This window comes from Micromonospora sp. NPDC049203 (genome assembly GCF_043197215.1).
Lineage (GTDB): Bacteria > Actinomycetota > Actinomycetes > Mycobacteriales > Micromonosporaceae > Micromonospora.
In genome coordinates this window covers 25,345-45,137 of record NZ_JBICSV010000008.1, presented here as the reverse complement: position 1 = coordinate 45,137, position 19,793 = coordinate 25,345, and the positions used below count along the sequence as shown (strand labels likewise).

Annotated in this window: 13 protein-coding genes; 6 read left to right on the top strand and 7 right to left on the bottom strand. The window is 72.7% G+C overall.

The annotated features are described in order from the left end of the window. Positions 1–10: 10 nt before the first annotated feature. Positions 11–1,654 carry a PucR family transcriptional regulator ligand-binding domain-containing protein gene (locus ACGFIA_RS21500; protein WP_357390816.1) on the top strand — a complete coding sequence of 548 codons (1,644 nt, stop codon included), beginning with the start codon at positions 11–13 and terminating at the stop codon, positions 1,652–1,654. Positions 1,655–1,658: 4 nt separating this feature from the next. On the opposite strand, the gene ACGFIA_RS21495 is transcribed toward ACGFIA_RS21500, so the two are convergent. Then, complete coding sequence (locus ACGFIA_RS21495; protein ID WP_357390814.1) at positions 1,659–2,039, bottom strand: hypothetical protein; 381 nt, start codon at positions 2,037–2,039, stop codon at positions 1,659–1,661. A 317-nt stretch (positions 2,040–2,356) separates the two neighbouring features. Between ACGFIA_RS21495 and ACGFIA_RS21490 the strand changes: the two genes are divergently transcribed. The 3 genes from ACGFIA_RS21490 (at position 2,357) to ACGFIA_RS21480 (ending at position 6,436) form a co-directional block, all read left to right on the top strand. Continuing rightward, positions 2,357–4,045, top strand: a complete 1,689-nt coding sequence (locus ACGFIA_RS21490; RefSeq protein WP_357390812.1) for a methylmalonyl-CoA mutase family protein — start codon at positions 2,357–2,359, stop codon at positions 4,043–4,045. A 179-nt stretch (positions 4,046–4,224) separates the two neighbouring features. Next, a complete protein-coding gene (locus ACGFIA_RS21485) occupies positions 4,225–5,142 on the top strand; it encodes a tetratricopeptide repeat protein (protein WP_357390810.1) in 918 nt (305 codons plus the stop codon). Between the two features lie 58 nt (positions 5,143–5,200). Continuing rightward, entirely contained in the window at positions 5,201–6,436 is a 1,236-nt protein-coding gene (locus ACGFIA_RS21480; protein ID WP_357390808.1) for an arginase family protein, read from the top strand. 87 nt (positions 6,437–6,523) lie between these two features. Here the strand turns inward: ACGFIA_RS21480 and ACGFIA_RS21475 are convergent, their stop codons facing one another. Both ACGFIA_RS21475 and ACGFIA_RS21470 read right to left on the bottom strand, forming a co-directional pair. Then, positions 6,524–6,952 carry a hypothetical protein gene (locus ACGFIA_RS21475; RefSeq protein WP_357390806.1) on the bottom strand — a complete coding sequence of 143 codons (429 nt, stop codon included), beginning with the start codon at positions 6,950–6,952 and terminating at the stop codon, positions 6,524–6,526. Between the two features lie 61 nt (positions 6,953–7,013). Continuing rightward, positions 7,014–8,978, bottom strand: coding sequence for a penicillin-binding transpeptidase domain-containing protein (locus ACGFIA_RS21470; protein WP_393261639.1), 1,965 nt, complete (start codon positions 8,976–8,978; stop codon positions 7,014–7,016). A gap of 288 nt (positions 8,979–9,266) precedes the next feature. On the opposite strand from ACGFIA_RS21470, the gene ACGFIA_RS21465 reads away from it, so the two are divergent. Then, positions 9,267–14,333, top strand: a complete 5,067-nt coding sequence (locus tag ACGFIA_RS21465) for an NAD-glutamate dehydrogenase (RefSeq protein ID WP_393261636.1) — start codon at positions 9,267–9,269, stop codon at positions 14,331–14,333. A gap of 64 nt (positions 14,334–14,397) precedes the next feature. On the opposite strand, the gene ACGFIA_RS21460 is transcribed toward ACGFIA_RS21465, so the two are convergent. Together ACGFIA_RS21460 and ACGFIA_RS21455 are read right to left on the bottom strand one after the other, a co-directional pair. Continuing rightward, a complete protein-coding gene (locus tag ACGFIA_RS21460) occupies positions 14,398–15,216 on the bottom strand; it encodes a class F sortase (RefSeq protein ID WP_357390800.1) in 819 nt (272 codons plus the stop codon). A 79-nt stretch (positions 15,217–15,295) separates the two neighbouring features. Beyond that, a complete protein-coding gene (locus ACGFIA_RS21455; protein ID WP_393261633.1) occupies positions 15,296–16,516 on the bottom strand; it encodes a hypothetical protein in 1,221 nt (406 codons plus the stop codon). A 564-nt stretch (positions 16,517–17,080) separates the two neighbouring features. Here ACGFIA_RS21455 and ACGFIA_RS21450 point away from each other — a divergent pair. Continuing rightward, the gene (locus tag ACGFIA_RS21450; protein ID WP_357386146.1) at positions 17,081–18,892 is read left to right on the top strand and encodes a glycoside hydrolase family 6 protein; all 1,812 of its coding nucleotides are present in this window, start codon (positions 17,081–17,083) and stop codon (positions 18,890–18,892) included. A gap of 107 nt (positions 18,893–18,999) precedes the next feature. Here the strand turns inward: ACGFIA_RS21450 and ACGFIA_RS21445 are convergent, their stop codons facing one another. Beyond that, complete coding sequence (locus tag ACGFIA_RS21445) at positions 19,000–19,383, bottom strand: hypothetical protein (RefSeq protein ID WP_357386148.1); 384 nt, start codon at positions 19,381–19,383, stop codon at positions 19,000–19,002. A gap of 76 nt (positions 19,384–19,459) precedes the next feature. Next, positions 19,460–19,783, bottom strand: coding sequence for a hypothetical protein (locus ACGFIA_RS21440; RefSeq protein ID WP_357386150.1), 324 nt, complete (start codon positions 19,781–19,783; stop codon positions 19,460–19,462). Positions 19,784–19,793 lie beyond the last annotated feature (10 nt).

Genomic DNA, 19,793 nt, shown 5'->3' with positions numbered 1-19,793 from the left:
GACGCCGCCGATGCCGATGACGGTTCGTGACGTGCTCGAACTGCCGGCGTTGCAGCAGGCCGGGCCGCGTGTCCTGGCCGGCCGGGACCGGCTGGACGCGCCGGTGCGCTGGGTGCACGTCGCCGAGATCCCCGAGATCGCCGACCTGCTGCGCGGCGGTGAGCTGGTGCTGACCACCGGCATCGGCCTGCCCCCCGACGACGACGGGCTGCGCCGCTGGATCGACGGCCTGGCGGCCGTCGGGGTGGCGGGCGTGGTGGTCGAGCTGGGCCGCCGGTTCGGTGGCACCCTGCCGGCCGGGCTGGTCGAGCACGCCCGCAGCCGGAACCTGCCCCTCATCGCGTTGCGGCGCGAGATGCGGTTCGTGGCGGTGACCGAGGTCGTCCACTCCGTGATCGTCGAGGAGCAGACCGCCGAACTGCTCGCCAAGGACGAGATCCACCGCATCTTCACCGAACTGTCGGTGGAGGGCGCCGAGCCCCGGCAGGTGCTCCGCGAGGTCACCCGCCTGTCCCGGCGTCCCGCGGTGCTGGAGAACCTCGCCCACCACGTGCTCGCGTACGAGACCGGCCCGCTGACCGCGGAGGAGCTGCTGGACCGGTGGGAGACCCGCTCGCGTGCGGTCGAGGTCCCGTCCGGCACCGGCTACGAGCCGCGCTCCGGCTGGCTGGTGACGAGCGTCGAGGCGCGCGGCAACAGGTGGGGGCGGCTCGTGCTGCTGTGCGACCAGGAGCCGCCGGCCCGGACCCGGGTGCTGCTGGAGCGGGCCGCGTCCACCATCGCGTTGAACCAGCTCGTCGCCCGGGACTCCTCGTCGGTCGAGCGGCAGGCGCGCAGCAGCCTGCTGCTGAGCATCGTCAACCACTCGGCGCCCACCCGGGACGTGGCGCTGCGGGCGCGCGGGCTCGGTGTCGTCCTGGAACAGCGACCGCTGCTCGGGGTCGTGGTCCGTCGGCGGCGGGCGGCCCCGGCCGGCGGCGCCGACCCGAACGCGCGCCGACGGGAGCTGCTGGACGCGGTGGAGACGGCGGTACGCGAGTGCGGGCTCGCCGCGCTCGCCGGCGACGTGGACGAGGCGGCGGGCGGCACCGGCGTCACCCTCCTCGTCGCCCTCGACGAGACCGGCTCGGACGAGGCCGCGCTGCACGGCCTGTCCACAGCGCTCACCCGGGCCGGTCACCGGGCCGGCTCGGACGTGGTGGTCGCCGCCGGATCGGTGGTCCGCACGCTCGACCTGGCCCGGCGCTCACTGGTCGAGGCGGCGCAGGTGGCCGACGCGACGGTGCACACCGCCGAGCCCCGCGCGTTCTACCGGCTGCACGACGTCCGCCTCCGGGGCCTGCTGTACCTGCTGCGCGACGACGTGCGCCTGCAGACGTTCGTCGAGCGCGAGCTGGGCCCGCTGCTCTCCTACGACCAGCGGCACGGCACGAACCACGTCGCGCTGCTGGAGACGTACCTGGTGGAGGGGCGCAACAAGCGGCGCGCGGCGGACGCGATGTCGCTGTCGCGGTCGGCGCTCTACCAGCGGCTGGAGCTGATCGAGCGGGTGCTCGGCGTCGACCTGGACTCGAGCGAGCGGCGCCTGTCGCTGCACGTGGCGCTCACCGCCCGCGACGTCATGCGCGCCGCCGGTCCGGAGCCCGCCGGCTGACCCGTCACCTGTGGGTGCCGCGGCCCGACCGCAGTCGCCGTACGCTCTCGCGGCTCGGCGCGCTGTGCACGCTGACGCTGACGACCGGTACGGCGTTCGCGACGCTCTTGCGCACCGTCTCCATCGGCGCCGTGCCGGGGGAGCACTCCACGATCATCACCGCGGACCGGTCGGGGCACTGCACGTACTGGACGTGCGAGACGGCGACCCGGCGCGAGTGCAGCACGGACAGCACCTTGAGCAGCCCGGTCGTGGAGTGCCCCACGCCGAGGTGGATCACCATCGTGCTCGGCGAGCCGTGCTCACCGGCCGGATCGGCGTGCGGGCGGCCGGGGGCGGGCCGGGGATGGCCGACGGTTGCGGGGGTGGATGCGGACACGCTCACGGGGGCCTCACTAGGACGAGCCGACAGGATGGCTTGGCCGGCGACGCACGCGGAGGCGTACGCCGCCTAGGTAATCAGCCGGGTCGCGATTCGATTGCCCACGGCGGGAGTGTGGCACGGGAACCCGCTCGCGGGGAGGCTGCGCCGGGCAGCCGTCCGCCACGTGAGACAGCGCCCTGACCTGCGGATCGACGTCCATGCGTCGGGATGGCGGGCGGCCCGCCGGGTTACCGGCCGGTACGCGAGCCCTTAAGGATCGTTCAGGATCTCGCTCTACACTCGGAAGCGGGACGACGACTTGAGAAGGAGCTCCGCGCATGGACGCTGACGAGATCGCCGCCGGTCGGGCCCGCTGGCAGGCCCGCTACGACGCCGCCCGCAAGCGCGACGCGGACTTCACCACGCTGTCCGGAATGCCGGTCGAGCCGGTGTACGGCCCGCCGGAGGACGCCGCGTACCCCGGGTTCGAGCGGATCGGCTGGCCGGGCGAGTTCCCGTACACCAGGGGTCTGTACCCGACCGGCTACCGCGGGCGGACCTGGACCATCAGGCAGTTCGCCGGCTTCGGCAACGCCCGGCAGACGAACGAGCGCTACAAGATGATCCTCGGCGCGGGCGGCGGCGGTCTCTCCGTCGCCTTCGACATGCCGACGCTGATGGGCCGCGACTCGGACGACCCGCAGTCGCTCGGCGAGGTCGGCCACTGTGGTGTCGCAGTGGACTCGGCGGCCGACATGGAGGTGCTGTTCGACGGGATCGACCTGGCCGGCGTGACCACCTCGATGACCATCTCCGGCCCGGCCGTGCCGGTCTTCTGCATGTACCTGGTCGCCGCCGAACGGCAGGGCGCCGACCTGTCCACGCTGGACGGAACGCTCCAGACCGACATTTTCAAGGAGTACATCGCGCAGAAGGAGTGGCTGTTCGACCCCGAGCCGCACCTGCGCCTCATCGGCGACCTGATGGAGTACTGCGCGCGGGAGATCCCCCGGTACAAGCCGCTGTCCGTCTCCGGCTACCACATCCGCGAGGCCGGCTCGACCGCCGCGCAGGAGCTGGCGTACACGCTCGCCGACGGGTTCGGCTACGTCGAGCTGGGCCTGTCGCGCGGGCTGGACGTGAACACGTTCGCCCCCGGCCTGAGCTTCTTCTTCGACTCCCACGTGGACTTCTTCGAGGAGATCGCCAAGTTCCGCGCCGCCCGCCGGATCTGGGCCCGCTGGCTGCGTGACGTGTACGGCGCGACCAGCGAGAAGGCCCAGTGGCTGCGGTTCCACACGCAGACCGCCGGGGTGTCGCTGACCGCCCAGCAGCCGGTCAACAACGTGGTACGCACCGCCGTGGAGGCGCTGGCCGCGGTGCTCGGCGGCACCAACTCGCTGCACACGAACGCCCTCGACGAGACGCTCGCCCTGCCCACCGACGAGTCGGCCGAGATCGCCCTGCGGACCCAGCAGGTGCTGATGGAGGAGACCGGGGTGACGAACGTGGCCGACCCGCTCGGCGGCTCCTGGTACGTCGAGGCGCTCACCGACCGGATCGAGGCCGAGGCGGAGGAGATCTTCGCCCGGATCAGGCAGCTCGGCGGCGAGGGCCCGCACACCATCGGCCCGATGACCTCCGGCATCCTGCGCGGCATCGAGGACGGCTGGTTCACCGGCCACATCGCCGAGTCGGCGTTCGTCTACCAGCAGGCGCTGGAGAAGGGCGACAAGAAGATCGTCGGCGTCAACTGCCACACCGGCACGGTGGCCAAGGACCTGGAGATCCTGCGCATCTCGCACGAGGTGGAGCTGGAGCAGCGCCGGGTGCTGACCGAGCGCAAGTCGGCCCGCGACGACGCCGCCGTCACCGCCGCCGTCGCGCGGATGGTCGAGGTCTCCCGGACCGGCGAGAACATGATCCCCGCCATGCTCGACGCGGTTCGCGCCGAGGCCACCCTCGGCGAGATCTGCGACGCCCTCCGCGCCGAGTGGGGCGTCTACCGAGAGCCCGCCCGCTTCTGACCCCCGCCCCGCAAGGAAGGGCCCCTTGTTAACACCCGCTGTTAACAAGGGGCCCTTCCTCTACCGGAGGCGTTAACAGGGGGCCCTTCCTTGCGAACGGGCTGAGCTGGGGGAGAGTGGTGACTGTCGCCGTCGCGGCTGGTCGGAGATCCGTGGCGTACGTGCGAGACTAGACAACCATGAGCGACCCACGGATCACCTCGTCGATCTTCACCCGCGGCGCGGTCGACCTCAGCGCGCTGCGCACCCCCGCACCGGCCGACACCTCCTCCGCCACACCGTCCCAGGGCGCTGGGCCGACCGGGCTGCCGGGCAGCCCCGCCGGCTCCGCCGCCGTGATCGACGTGACCGAGGCGAACATCCAGTCCGAGGTGCTCGAACGCTCGCTCACCACACCGGTAGTGGTCTTCTTCGGTGCCGCCGGCTACCCGGAGAGCGACCAGTTCGCCCCGGCGCTGGAGCGGCTCGCCGCCGAGGGCGGCGGCGCATGGCTGCTGGCCCGGGTCGACGTGCAGCAGCAGCCGCGGCTCGCGCAGATGTTCCAGCTCCAGACGCTGCCCACCACGTACGCCATCGTCGGCGGCCGCCCGATCGACGCCTTCCCCGGCCCGGTGCCGGAGTCGCAGTTGCGACAGTGGCTCCAGGCCGTGCTCAAGGCCGGTGGCGTCACCGTGGCCGAGCCGGAGGACCCGCGCCTCGACGCCGCCGACGACGCGCTGATGAGCGGCGACCTCGACGCCGCCGAGGCGGCGTACCGGAAGATCCTGGCCGAGTCGCCCGCGGACGCGGCGGCGGAGGCGGGCCTGGCGCAGGTCGGGCTGGCCCGCCGGGTGGCCGGTGCGGACCCGCAGGGCGCGCTGGACGCCGCTGCCGCCGCCCCCGACGACGTGGACGCCCAACTGCTCGCCGCCGACATCGAGGTGCTCAGCGGCCTCGCCGACCAGGCGTACAAGCGGCTGGTCGGCCTGGTCCGGCGCACCGCCGGGGACGACCGGGACCGGGCACGCCAGCACCTGCTCGGCCTGTTCACCATCGCCGGCCCGGACGATCCCGCCGTGGCCTCCGCCCGACGCGCCCTGGCCAGCGCGCTGTTCTGAGTCAACCCGCGCGGGCCGGCGCACCGCCGGCCCGCCCGACCGCCGAGGACGGGAGCCCATGATGCGCCGGATCGCCGTCCTCGACGCGCCGACGAACCTCGGGCTGCGCCCGCCCACCGCCAGCTCCGTGCCCGGCTGCGCCAAGGCGCCGGGCGCGCTGCGCGACCACGGCCTGCTCGCCCGGCTGCGGGCCCGCGACGCCGGCTGCCTCACCCCGCCGCGGTACGACCCGGGCGACTGGCGACCCGGCGACGGCGTCTGCCACGCGCCGGAGATCTCCGCGTACTCGGTGGCGCTCGCCGACCGGATCGGCGCGATCATCGACCGGGGCGAGTTCCCGCTTGTGCTCGGCGGCGACTGCTCGGTGCTGCTCGGCTCGGCGTTGGCCATGCACCGCCTCGGCGAGGCGGTAGGCGGGCGGATCGGGCTGGTCTTCGTCGACGGCCACTCCGACTTCCGGCACCCGGGCAACGCCTCCTACGTCGGCGCGGCGGCGGGGGAGGACCTGGCCCTGGTCACCGGCCGGGGGCAGCCCGACCTGGCCGCCATCGAGGGCCGGCGGCCGTACTTCCGGGACATCGACGTGGTGGTGCTCGGCATCCGCGCGCAGGACGAGTACCGCCTCGACCTCCAGGCCGCCGGCATCACCACCCGGCCGGTGCCCGCGCTGCGCGCCGAGGGCGCCGCCCGTACCGCCCAGTGGGCGCACGAGCAGCTCGTCGACTGCGCCGGCTACTGGGTGCACATCGACGTGGACGTGCTCGACCCGGCGGTGATGCCCGCAGTGGACGCGCCCGACCCGGGCGGCATCGCCTTCGCCGAGCTGGAGATCCTGCTCGCCGGTCTGGTCGACACCCCGCACTGCCTCGGCGTCGAGCTGACCGTCTTCGACCCCGACTACGACCCGGACGGCGCGTACGCGGCCGAGATCGTGAACACGGTGGTGGCCGGGCTCGCCCCGGTCGTCGCGCCCGGTGCGGTGCCGCCCCGGCTGCTGCCGGCCGCGCCTGTCGCACCGGCGCCCCGCACCGCCGGCAATCACCGCGCGCAGCGGGCGGCGGTGACGGTGCCGGTGCCCGCCGTGGCAACGGACCCGATCGGCCCGCCGGCCGCGCCCGCCGGGCTCGACGAGTACGCGCCGGCCGACGCCGAGGAGCCGCCGTCGTGGCCCGACGCGGAGGATCGGCTACCGCCCGCCGGCCCGGGGCTGCTCCGCCGCGTGGCGGTGCCCGAGGTGGACGTCCCGCCGGCCGAGGAGACGTCGCCGGCATCCGCCGAGCACGACCGGGCGTGATCCCCGCTTCCCGGGAAGTGACGCCGCGACGTCATCCCCGCCGTGAGGACCACCGGCCGTCGGCGAAGGGCACGTCGGCCGTGTCGATCACGGTTCGGTAGGAGCACTGGGCGCCGTCGGTGCGGGCGACGGGGATCGGGGCGCGGGCGGTGCGGCTTCCCCGGAGCCCGGCTCGGCGGAGGTCGCGGCCAGCACCTCCAGCACGACGCGGGTGAGCAGCGTGGCCAGCGCCAGGAGCACGCAGATCGTCACGCCGGCACGCAGCACGGGACCGTGCGGCAGCACCTCGGCCAGCGCCAGTACGGCCAGTGCCGTCCCGGTCACGATGACCGTCACGATGAACAGCGAGTACGCGCGCACGCGGGGCCGGGTCCAGAACAGGACGCCGCCCGGATCGTCGCGCCGCAGCCGGCGGTTCTGCCCGCGCAGGCGCTCCAGGAAGCGCGACTCCCAGATCAGCGCGAGGAGCACAACGGGGAGCACCTGGGCGGCTGTCGCGTAAAGGTCAGAAGACACCGAGACCCTCCCCACTGTGCGGTTCGACATCGACGAGGATCGCACGACCTGGTGAACAGAGTCAGCCGGCCAGGCCGCGCAGGAACTTCTCGGCGATCGGCGCCGCCACCTTCGAGCCCGCCCCGCCCTGCTCGACGAAGACGGCGAAGGCCACGTCGCCCTGCCAGCCGACGAACCAGGCGTGCGTGTGCGCCGGGTTGTTGTCGTACTCCGCGGTGCCGGTCTTGCCGTGCACCGGCTCGCCCGGCACGTCCGCCAGCGCGCTGCCGCTACCCGAAGTGACGACCCCGCGCATCAACGACTTCAGCGCCGCCACCGACTCCGGCTTGAGCGCCTCGCCGGACGGCGCGGGCTTGGCCGGCGCCGGGTCGAGCAGAAGTTTGGGCTGCTCGAACTTCCCCCGGGCCACGGCCGCGGTGGCGCTCGCCATCGCCAGCGGGCTCACCAGCGTGGTGCCCTGGCCGATCGCGGCGGCGGCCTGCTCGGGCGACGGACCGTTGGCGGAGATCTTGCCGGTGAACGCCTCGGTGCCGAGATCCCACGCGCCCTCCAGGCCGAGCGTACGGCCGGCCTGGGCCAGCCCGTCCGGGCCGAGCTTCGGTGCCAGCGCGACGAAGGCGGTGTTGCACGACTTGGCGAAGTCCGTGGCGAACGGCACCCGGCCCAGCTCGAAGCCGTCCGAGTTCTTGAAGTTGCGGCCCTCGACAGTCGCCGTCTTCGGGCAGTCCACGACCGTCTGTGGGGTCACCGCGCCCCGGTCGAGCAGGCCGAGTGCGCTGACCATCTTGAACGTCGAGCCGGGCGGCACCTGGGCGGTGAAGGCGAGGTTGTCGCCCGCCGCGCCCGGGCCGTTCGCGGCGGCCAGCACCGCGCCGTCGCTGATCCGCACGGCGACCAGGGCGGACCGGCGGGTCTGCCCGCGCAACGCGGCGTCGGCCGCGTTCTGGGTGGCCGCGTCGATGGTGGTCCGCACCGGCTGCCCGGGCTTCGGGTCGCTGCGGAACAGCTCCGTGCCGGTCGGCTCCACCTTGCCGTCCGGCGTGGTCCGCTCGGTGATCACGGTGACGCCGGGGACGCCCCGCAGCCGTTCGTCGTACCGGCCCTGGAGGCCGCCGTGGCCGACCAGGTCGCCGCGCGCGTACTTGTCGGGGTGGGCCTGGAGGTCGTCGGCGGTGGCCTGGTCGACCGAGCCGAGCAGCGCCCGGGCGAACTCGCGGGTCGGCGCCAGCATGAGCTGCTCGGCGGCGAACCGGGTGCCGGGCAGGTCGTAGACGCGTGGCTTGATCTGCCGGTACGCCTCGTCGCGCAACGTCACCACCTCGACGCGCGCGTCCGGCTTCGCCTCCTTGAGGCGCTTGGGCAGGTCGCCCAGGTCGACCGGCGGCGTGAGCGCGGGCCGGATCGCCTTGAACGCGGCGTCCAGCTTCCGGATCATGCCCGGGACGTCGTCGATCTCGCCGGGGACGAGCTGCACGCGGACCACCGGGCGCGGCGCGACGATCGGCCGGCCGGCGGCGTCCAGCACACCCGCCCGCTGCGCCGGCTCCCGCCGCAGCGCGATCCGGTCACCGCTCTCCAGCTTCTCGTGCACCACCGACGGCTCCCAGATCACCTGCCACCGGTCGTCGTCGCCGCGCTTGAGGCGTACCGGGTTCTCGTAGTCCCAGCGGCCGCCGCCCGGCAGCGCCCAGCTCACCTTGACCCGGGCGGTGGCGATGTCCCCCTGGGTGGTGATCTCGCCGGTGCGCGCCAGCTCCGGCGGGCCGGACGAGAGCGCGCCGGCGAGCGCCTGGATCTGCTTCGTCACCTCGGCTGCGGGCAGCCGTCCGCCGGTCGGCTCGACGAAGCCGACCGCGTGCAGGTCGCCGGAGCGCCAGCCGCCGAGGAACTCCTCGACGGCCGCGTCCGGGCCGTCGTCCCCGGAGCATCCGGTGAGCGCGCCGGCCGTGACCAGGACGGCGGCCAGCGTCGCGAGGAGGCGGTGACGGGTGTGACGGCGGGGGCGGACGGGGTACGACAACGGCATGAAGCAGTCCCTCCGGTGCGTAACTGCCCTGCACGCTAGTACGGCCCGCCGCTCGCCACCGCCCCGCCACGGCCTCTGGCAGCGCGACAAGCAGCGTGTGGCAGTGTGATGAACATCGCCAGTCGGGGTACTCCGCGAACGGCCGACCACAGACCCGCAACGGGTGAAAGGACGAAGTCCCGATCCGGACGTCCGGCCGATGATCCACCGCGGGAGGTACCACGCGGTAGGGCCTAGGCTGGGCGGCAGAGTGACCCACAACGCGGTGGGTCGAGGGGAGTGGCACCGATGGACCGGCGTCCGGCGATCAAACCGGGACCCGACCTCCGGCAGGCTGACACCGGCCGGGACGACGACGACAGCTTCGATTCGGCGACCGACGGAGACGGTTTCAGCCGTCTCGACACAGGCGTGACCGGGATGACCGGTTCCAGCATCGACACCCTCTACGACCTGGGCCTGCCCGCGCAGGCACTGGCCGGCGAGTCGGAGGACGCCGAGCTGGACGAGCCCGTTCCCAACGCGGAACGGCTGGTCGCCCAGGCGGTCGCCCTGGCCGGCGACGATCACGACGCGGCCACACTCGTGGACCGCTTCTGGCGGTTCGCGCCGGACGAGGAGCTGATCGGCTTCACCGCCGAGGAGATGCTCGAGGCGGCCCGGGCCCACCGGGACCTGGCCCAGCAGCGGGTACCGGGCGAGCTGAAGCTGCGCATCCACGAGCCGGACGCCGAGCAGCACCACACCGTCGTCGAGATCGTCACCGACGACATGCCGTTCCTGGTCGACTCGGTGACCGCCCTGCTGAACTCCCGCCACCTGGACGTGCACCTGCTGGTGCACCCGCTGGTCGTGGTGCGGCGCGAGCCGCTGGGCCGGCTGACCGAGGTCTCGGCCGACGTGGAACCGGACGACGCGATCGCCGGTGACCTGGTCGAGAGCTGGATGCGGATCGAGATCGACCCGGTCCGCGACCCGGCCGAGCGGGAGACGCTGCGCCGTGAGTTGCAGCGGGTGCTCACCGACGTGCGCGAGGCGGTCGAGGACTGGCCGAAGATGCGGCAGCGGGCCCTGGCGCTCGCCGACGAGCTGGCCGCCGCCCGGACGTCGGACAACCGCCCGCCGGTGCCGGAGAAGGACATCACGGACTCGGTGGAGCTGCTGCGCTGGCTGGCGCACGACCACTTCACGTTCCTCGGCTACCGGGAATACCGCCTGGTCCACACCGACGGCGCGCGCACCGGGCAGGCCCTGGAGGCGGTGCTCGGCACCGGACTGGGCATCCTGCGCTCCGACTCGCCGGAGGCCCGGTCGCTGAACTCGATGACGCCCGAGGCGCACGAGAAGGTGCTGGAGAAGCGCCTGCTCATCATCACCAAGGCCAACTCGCGTGCCACAGTGCACCGCTCGGCGTACCTCGACTACATCGGCTTCAAGATCTTCAACGAGGCCGGCGAGGTGGTCGGGGAGCGGCGCTTCCTGGGGCTGTTCTCCACCGCGGCGTACCGGACCAGCGTGCAGGAGCTGCCGGTGGTCCGGCGCAAGGTCGCCGAGGTGCTGGACCGCTCCGGCCTGAGCCTGCGCAGCCACTCCGGCAAGGACCTGCTGCAGATCCTGGAGACCTACCCGCGCGACGAGCTGTTCCAGATCAAGACCGACGACCTCTACCACGCGGTGATCGGCGTGCTGCGGATGGCGGGCCGCCGGCAACTGCGGGTCTTCCTGCGCCGCGACGCGTACGGGCGGTTCATCTCCTGCCTGATCTACCTGCCGCGGGACCGGTTCACCACGCAGAACCGGCTGCGCATGCAGGACATCCTGCTGCGCGAGCTGAACGGCGTGGGCGTCGACTACACCACCCGGGTGACCGAGTCGATGCTGGCCCGGGTGCACTTCATCGTGCGTACCGACCCGAACAACCCGCCCGGTGAGATCGACGCCGACCTGCTCGCCGAGGAGCTGGCCGACGCCACCCGGCTCTGGGACGACGACTACCGGCTGGTGCTGGAACGCAAGCTCGGCGACGAGCAGGCCAAGCACCTGTTCACCAGGTACGCCGACGCGTTCCCGGAGGGCTACAAGGACGGGCACACGCCGTACGAGGCGATGAAGGACCTGGCGAAGCTGGAGCTGCTGGAGGAGCCCGGCCAGCTGGAGATGCACCTGTTCCGCAAGCAGGCGCCGCCGCGCCCGTACGCGGGCCGCGCCGCCGACGCCGACGAGGCGATGGACGTGCGGTTCAAGGTCTACCGGTACGGCGAGCCGATGATGCTCTCCGCGGTGCTGCCGGTGCTGCACTCGCTCGGCGTGAAGGTGGTCGACGAGCACCCGTACGAGGTGGAGCGCGTCGACGGCCGGATCTGGCTCTACGACTTCGGTCTGGAGCTGCCCGAGCGGCACCAGGACCTGGCCGAGGTGCGTCCGCACGTGGAGAACGCCTTCGCCGCCGCCTGGCGGGGCGAGGCCGAGGTGGACGGCTTCAACGAGCTGGTGCTGCGCGCCGGGCTCACCTGGCGGCAGGTCGTCGTGCTGCGCGCGTACGCGAAGTACCTGCGCCAGGCCGGCACCGTGTTCTCCCAGGAGTACATGGAGCAGACGTTCATCGCGTACCCGCGCATCGCCGACCTGCTGGTGAAGCTGTTCGAGACCCGGTTCGCCCCGGGCGCGACCACGCTCGACGAGCGCCGGCAGCGCAGCGGCGAGCTGGTCGACGCGATCGGCGAGTCGCTGGACGAGGTGGCCAGCCTCGACCAGGACCGCATCCTGCGGGCCTACCTGACGCTGATCCAGGCCACCCTGCGCACCAGCTTCTACCAGAAGCCGGTGCGCGGGCGGCCCAAGGCGTACGTGGCGTTCAAGCTGGACCCGCAGGCCATCCCGGATCTTCCGGCGCCGCGACCCAAGTTCGAGATCTTCGTGTACTCGCCCCGCTTCGAGGGCGTGCACCTGCGCTACGGGCCGGTGGCCCGCGGCGGCCTGCGCTGGTCCGACCGGCGCGAGGACTTCCGGACCGAGGTGCTCGGCCTGGTCAAGGCGCAGATGGTGAAGAACGCGGTGATCGTGCCGGTCGGCGCCAAGGGCGGCTTCGTGCTCAAGCAGAAGCCGGGCGACCGGGACGAGGCGGTGACCTGCTACAAGGAGTTCATCTCCGCGCTGCTCGACGTCACCGACAACATCGTCAGCGGCGACATCGTGCCGCCCGAGGACGTGGTCCGGCACGACGGCGACGACCCGTACCTGGTGGTGGCCGCCGACAAGGGCACCGCGACGTTCTCCGACATCGCCAACGAGATCTCCGAGGCGCACAACTTCTGGCTGGGTGACGCGTTCGCCTCCGGCGGCTCGGCCGGCTACGACCACAAGAAGATGGGCATCACCGCCCGGGGCGCCTGGGAGTCGGTGAAGCGGCACTTCCGGGAGCTGGGGCACGACACCCAGACGCAGGACTTCACAGTGGTCGGCGTCGGCGACATGTCCGGCGACGTGTTCGGCAACGGGATGCTGTTGTCGAAGCACATCCGGCTGGTGGCCGCGTTCGACCACCGGCACATCTTCCTGGACCCGGATCCGGACTCGGCCCGGTCCTGGGAGGAACGCAAGCGGCTGTTCGACATGCCGCGCTCGTCGTGGGAGGACTACGACCGCGAGCTGATCTCCGAAGGCGGGGGCGTCCACTCGCGTACGGCGAAGTCGGTGCCGATCTCGCCGCAGGTCCGCGCGGTGCTCGGCCTCGACGAGGACGTCACGCAGCTCAGCCCGCAGGAGCTGATGAAGGCGATCCTCACCGCGCCGGTCGACCTGTTCTGGAACGGTGGCATCGGCACCTACGTCAAGGCGTCCAGCCAGACCAGCGCCGACGTGGGGGACAAGTCCAACGACGCCATCCGGGTGGACGGCAAGAGCCTGCGCTGCCGGGTGGTCGGCGAGGGCGGCAACCTGGGCTTCACCCAGCAGGGCCGGATCGAGTACGCGGCGACCGGCGGCCGCATCTACACCGACTTCATCGACAACGCGGCCGGTGTGGACTGTTCCGACCACGAGGTCAACATCAAGATCCTGCTCAACACGGCGGTGGCCGACGACGAGCTGGACCGGCCGGAACGCGACGAGCTGCTGGCCCAGATGACCGACGAGGTCGCCGAGCTGGTGCTGCGGGACAACTACGACCAGGCACGGGCGCTCAACAACGCCCAGGCCCAGGCCGCCTCGCTGCTCCCGGTGCACCGGCGGATGATCAACGACCTGGAGCGGTCCGGCGCGCTCGACCGGGCGCTGGAGGCGCTGCCGTCGGACGAGGAACTGGCGGTCCGCACCGAGAGCGGCCTGACCGCGCCGGAGTTCGCGGTGCTGCTCGCGTACGTCAAGATCGTGCTGGAGCGCGAGATCGTCGGCGAGGGCCTGGCGGACGAGGAGTGGACGACCGACATCCTGGTCAACTACTTCCCGACCCCGCTGCGGCAGCGCTTCGCCGAACGGATGGGCCGGCACCGGCTGCGCCGGGACATCGTCACCACGGTCCTGGTGAACGAGGCGATCAACCGGGGTGGCATCTCGTTCGTCTTCCGGGTGGTCGAGGAGACGGCCGCGTCCGCGGCGGACGTGCTCCGGGCGTACGTGGTGGTCCGCGAGGTGTTCGGGCTGCGTGACCTGTGGGACGCGGTCGAGGCGCTGGACAACAAGGTCTCGCCCGAGTTGCAGACCGCCGTCTACCTGGACACCCGGCGGCTGCTCGACCGCGCGGTGCGCTGGCTGGTCACCAACCGGCGGTCGCCGATCGACGTTCCGGCGGAGATCGCCCGGCTGCGCGACGGCGTGGCCCGGCTCCTGCCGGACCTGGAGCACCGGTTCTGGGGCACCGAGCGGGAGGCCATCGCGGAGCACATCGAGTCGCTCGTCGAGCGCGGGCTGCCGCGTGACCTGGCCGAGCAGGCGACCCGCCTGATGTACAGCTTCGGCCTGCTGGACATCGTCGAGACGGCGCAGGCGACCGGGCGGGACGTGGACGAGGTGGCCGCGGTCTACTTCGTGCTCTCCGACCGGTTCCGGGTGGACGCGCTGCTGTCGAAGATCTCCCTGCTGCCGCGCGAGGACAGGTGGCAGACGCTGGCCCGGATGGCGCTGCGCTACGACCTGTACGCCGCGCTGGCCGCACTCACCGCCGAGGTGCTCGGGTCCACGCCCGAGGACGTGCCGCCGGTGGAGCGGGTGCAGGAGTGGGAGCAGGCGAACGCCACCTCGATCCACCGGGCGCACCGGGCGATGGGGGAGTTCGACGAGTCCCGCGCCGACCTGTCCGCGCTGTCGGTGCTGCTGCGCCAGATCCGTACCCTGGTCCGGACCTCGGCGGCGGCCTGACCGTTGACGCGCGCGTGGCCCGGTGGTCGGTTCCCCGACCACCGGGCCACCGCCGTTCCCGGCCTCAGCCGGTCATCGTGGCGTAGACGACGATGTTGTTCAGGTAGCTGCCGGCCGTCTTGTCGAACACCCCGCCGCAGGTCACCACGCGCAGGGCGGGCGCGGCCGACGGACCGTAGACCTGCGCGGCGGGAAAGGCGGTCTTCGGGTACGACCCGACCGCGTGCACGGTGAACGTGGCGGTCGAGCCGTCCTGCCGGCCGACCACTATGGTGTCGCCGGCCACCAGCGCGCCGAGGTTGAAGAACACCGCCGGGCCGAGCTGGGCGGAGTCGACGTGACCCACGATCACCGCGTTGCCGGACTCACCGGGGCTGGCGCCGGGGGAGTACCAGCCGGCCTTCATGGCCTGGTCCAGCGGGGGCACCTGGACCGTGCCGTCCGGGTTCGTGCCGAGCGACATGATCGGGGCCCGTACCCCGATGCGGGGGATCGAGATGCTGACCGGCGCCGACCGGGGCAGCGGAGCCGGGCCGGTGGCGCGGGTCGCCGCCGGAGCGCCCGCCACGGCCGGCGGGGTGCTCGCGGCGCCCGGGGTGCCCGCGCCCGGGGTGCCGGCGGCGACTGGGTTCGGGGTGCCGGGTCCGATGGTGGGCGGGCCTGGTGTCGCCTGGCCGGCGCCTCCCGTGGTCGGTTGCCCGCTGCCGGGTACCGGCCGGCCGGTGGCGTTCGGTGCCGGTTCCCCAGCGATGTCCGGATCGGCGTAGGTGCCCGGATCGTCGGACGGGCCGGTGGTGACCGGGCCCGCCTGCGCGATCGGCTGTGGCGGGGTGGGCGGTGGGTCGGTCCGGACGGACGCGCCGACCAGACCGGCCCCGGCCATGGCGAGCAGGACGACGACGGCCGTGCCGGCGGCACGCCACGGACTTCCGTGACGGCCGCCGGCCCGGGTCGTCGTCCGGTCAGACCGAGCCACCGGCCCGCCGCCGGCGCAGCAGCACCAGGCCGCCCAGCGCCGCGGCGCCGATCATGCCCGCGCCACCGGTGGCGAGGTTGCGGTCCACGCCGGTGGTCGTCATGCCACCGTCGCCGCCGTCGACCCCACCGCGCGGCAGGACCACCAGCTCGCCCTCACCGCAGGAGCCGCGCAGTTCGTACCGGCCCGGCCGGGCGTCGTGCGAGACGGTGGCCTCGCCGTAGTAGACGAAGTCCTTCCCGTGCTCCCAGCCCGCGTCGTCCTTGCCGTAGTCGCCGCCCTTGCCGTCCTTCTCACCCGGCCAGCCGCCGTGCTCGTCCCTGCCGTAGCTGTCCTTGTCGTCCTGCCAGGCGCCTCCGCTCGCCTGCCAGTCGTCCTTGCCGTCCGACCAGGCGCCGTGCTCGTCCTTGCCGTCCTTGCCGTGCTCGTCCCTGCCGTCCGGACGGCCGCCACGCTGGTCCTTGGCGTCCTTGCCGTGCTGGTCCTTGCCGTCGGGGCCGTGCTCGTCCCTGGTCCAGTCGGGCGCGCCCCCCTTCTCCTTGTCCCAGCCCGGCTCGGCGTCCTGGCCGTACTCGTCGTGCCCCTGCCAGGCGCCGGTGTCGGCAGCCATACCGGCACCGGCGCCGCCCGGCTGCGGCTGTCCTCCGGGCTGGCCGCCCGGCTGCGGCTGGTCCGCCGGAGGCTGCGGCATGCCGTTCCCCGGCCCGCCCGGCCCGTTGCCGCCCGGTCCGCCCGGACCGTTGCCGCCCGGTCCGCCAGGGCCGTTGCCGCCGGGACCATGGCCGTCTTCGCCCGGCTCGCCCTTCCCGTCGGGACCCTTGCCGTGGTCGTCCTTGCCGTCCGGGCCCTTCCCGTGGTCGTTCTTGCCGTCCGGGCCCTGGTCGGCGTCCCAGCCCCAGTCCTGGCCGCCGCCCCAGTCGCCGCCGTCGGCCCAGTCGCCGTGCTCGCCGTCCCGGGCCGGGTGCAGGTCGACCTTGCCGGTCACCTCCGACCAGACGGTGGCGTGCTTCTGCGGCTCGGAGCAGATCGCGAGCAGTTCGACGGTGTCCCCGGCCTTCACCACGTGCGGCTTGGCGATGACCTTGCCTTCGTCATGTCCGCCCGCGTAGGCCATTCCCGGGGTGAACGCGAGAAGGCCCGCTCCGCCGAGAGCGGCGCCCGCGATCACCTTCCCGAGCATCTTCTTAGCCATGACCAGCGTCTCCATCCCTGTTCGTCCTGAGCCCGACGTCAGTCGAGCTAAGGCTGACGTTAGACCGTTTCACGACTTATCCGGGGAAAGATTCGCTTTTAGGGATTTGCCAGTGATGCGTCCCGTGCGCGTGCTGCCCGACCTGTACGCGCGAGTGGAACGCCATGGGTGTCTCCGGGCTGTTTGGCACCCATGGCGTTCCGCCCGGCGCAGGGCTGCGGTGGTGGCGGCGGAACGAGGGCCGGGCGTCGGGCCGAGGGTGGCCCCGGGCGGCGGTAGGGTGGGCGGTGGCGTATCGAGGCATTGCCATGGAAGCGCTCCCATGCAAGAATCGCTGCACGCGGTTCGGGGAGCCACACCGCGAGCTCAGACGTCGAGGGCAGCCGGCACCACCGGCCGACGTCCGTCTCCATCGGCCGGTCCTGCGGACCGGTCGGCACCACCACCCCCAACGCCCGTCCGGGTCGGGCGTCCCCCGAAGTAACCCGTGGCGCGCACGGTCGTTCCCGCAGGGCGACCGCAGCCGCCATTTGCGCCGGGCCGTACGCGGATCCGGTCTCGCCCAAGGAGATCAGTGGCATGAATCTGTGGAGAAGGCTGTCCGGCCGGAACCGGACGCTTGCGCTCACCAGCGCCGGCGTCCTGGTAGCCGGTGGACTGGTGACCCTCCCGGTCACCGCGGCGCAGGCCGCCACCCAGTGCAGCGTGACCTACACGACCAGCGACTGGCCCGGTGGATTCACCGGTAACGTGACCATCAAGAACATCGGTGACGCGCTCAGCTCGTGGAACCTCGGCTTCACCTTCCCGAACAGCTCGCAGCGGGTGGTGAACGGCTGGTCCGCGAGGTGGTCCCAGAGCGGGCAGAACGTCACCGCGCAGAACGAGTCGTACAACGGGTCGCTCGCCAGCGGCGCCAGCACCACCATCGGCTTCAACGGCTCCTGGAGCGGCAGCAACCCCAAGCCGACCCAGTTCACGCTCAACGGCACTGTGTGCAACGGCGGCACGCCGTCCACCAGCACCCCGCCGACGAGCACGCCGCCGACCAGCACGCCGCCCACGAGCACGCCGCCGACGTCGACCCCGCCGACCTCGACGCCGCCGACGACCACCCCGCCGCCGCCCGGGCAGCGGGTCGACAACCCGTACGCCGGTGTGAAGGGGTACGTGAACCCCGAGTGGAAGGCCAAGGCCGAGTCGGTCTCCGGCGGCAGCCGGGTGTCGAACAACCCGACCGCGGTCTGGCTCGACCGGATCGCCGCCATCAACGGCACGCCGGACAGCAGCTCCAACGGCGCGATGGGCGTCCGTCAGCACCTGGACGCCGCGCTCGCCCAGGGCGCCGGCTACATCCAGTTCGTCATCTACAACCTGCCCGGCCGTGACTGCTCGGCGCTCGCCTCCAACGGCGAGCTGGGCCCGGACGAGCTGCCCCGCTACAAGGCCGAGTACATCGACCCGATCGCCGCGATCCAGAGCGACGCGAAGTACCGGAACCTGCGCATCGTCAACATCATCGAGATCGACTCGCTGCCCAACCTGGTGACCAACACCTCGGGCAACGCGGGCGGCACCGTCATGTGTGACACGGTCAAGGCCAACGGCGCGTACGTGAACGGTGTCGGCTACGCCCTGGCGAAGCTGGGCGCGATCGGCAACGTCTACAACTACATCGACGCCGCCCACCACGGCTGGATCGGCTGGGACAGCAACTTCGGCCCGGTCGCCGACCAGCTCAAGGCCGCCGCCGTGGCGTCCGGCAGCACCGTCGCCAACGTGCAGGGCTTCATCGTCAACACGGCGAACTACTCCGCGCTGAAGGAGCCGTACGTCAAGGTCACCGACTCGGTGAACGGCCAGACCGTACGGCAGTCCAAGTGGATCGACTGGAACCAGTACGTCGACGAGCTGTCGTTCGCCCAGGCGTTCCGGCAGAAGCTGGTCTCGGTCGGCTTCGACAGCAACATCGGCATGCTGATCGACACCTCCCGCAACGGTTGGGGCGGCGCCGCCCGGCCGACCGGCCCCGGCCCGTCGACCAGCATCGACGCGTACGTCGACGGCGGCCGGGTCGACCGCCGCTTCCACACCGGCAACTGGTGCAACCAGGCCGGCGCGGGTCTCGGCGAGCGGCCGAAGGCCAACCCGGAGCCCGGCATCGACGCCTACGTCTGGGTGAAGCCCCCGGGTGAGTCGGACGGCTCCAGCAAGGAGATCCCGAACAACGAGGGCAAGGGCTTCGACCGGATGTGCGACCCGACCTACACCGGTAACGCCCGCAACGGCAACAACATGTCCGGCGCCCTGCCGGACGCGCCGATCTCCGGCGCGTGGTTCGCGGCCCAGTTCCAGCAGCTCATGCAGAACGCGTACCCGCCGCTCTCCTGAGCCGCGGTGAGGGCCACCCGCGGCGGCGGGAGTGAGGCACCGCCGCGCGGGTTCCCCGGGCCCCTGGTCGACGCCCACGTCGGCCAGGGGCCCTCGGCCGTCCCGGGTCAGGGCACGGTGCGCTCGATCGCCGCCCGGCCCAGTTCGGCCAGGTCGCGGCGGGCCCGCTCCAGGTTCTCCGGCGTCACGTCCTGACCCCGGGCCCGCACCAGGTCCTCCGGATCCCAGGGCTGTTCGGCGCCGGTGCGGATGCCGTCCGGGGCGGCGCCGGTGCCGGTGCCGGTCGCGCCGGTCCCGGCCGCGTACGGGTCACCGATGAGGTTCGGCGAGCCGGTGTCGGGTACCGCGCCGTCGGGCTCGGTGAACACGGGGTTGTCCGGGTCGGTGCCGCCGCTGCGCAACTGGGGCACCGTGCTGTCGTCGTCCACCGCCGCGGCCACCTCGGGGGTCTCCTCCAGCGGCCGCTCGCCACCGCGGTCACGATCGGTCATGCTGCTGCCCTCCTGTCCCTTCCGCCTGATCCCCGTGGCGTACCCGGTGCGGGCCGCGCCATGCGGGCGGCGGGGGTCAGGACTCGTCGCGGTGCGGCTCCGGCGTCTCGGTGGGGCTCAGCCGCTGCCACAGCAGCATCAGCAGGCCGAACACGAGCATCGCCGCGCCGGCCCAGAGGTTGATCCGTAGACCCTGCGCCTTCTCGATCTCGGCGGAGGTGTCGAACAGCCCCATCAGCCCGACGATCAGCCCGTACACCACGAACAGGCCGCCGATCACGCGGCGGATGTCGAACAGCCGGGCCGCGGCCGAGCGCGCCTCCCGCGCGTCCTCGGTCTCGTCGACCAGCGGGTCGTGCGCCTCGCCGCCCTGGTAGTGGCGGTCCGCGTCGTCTGCCATGGCGTGCGTC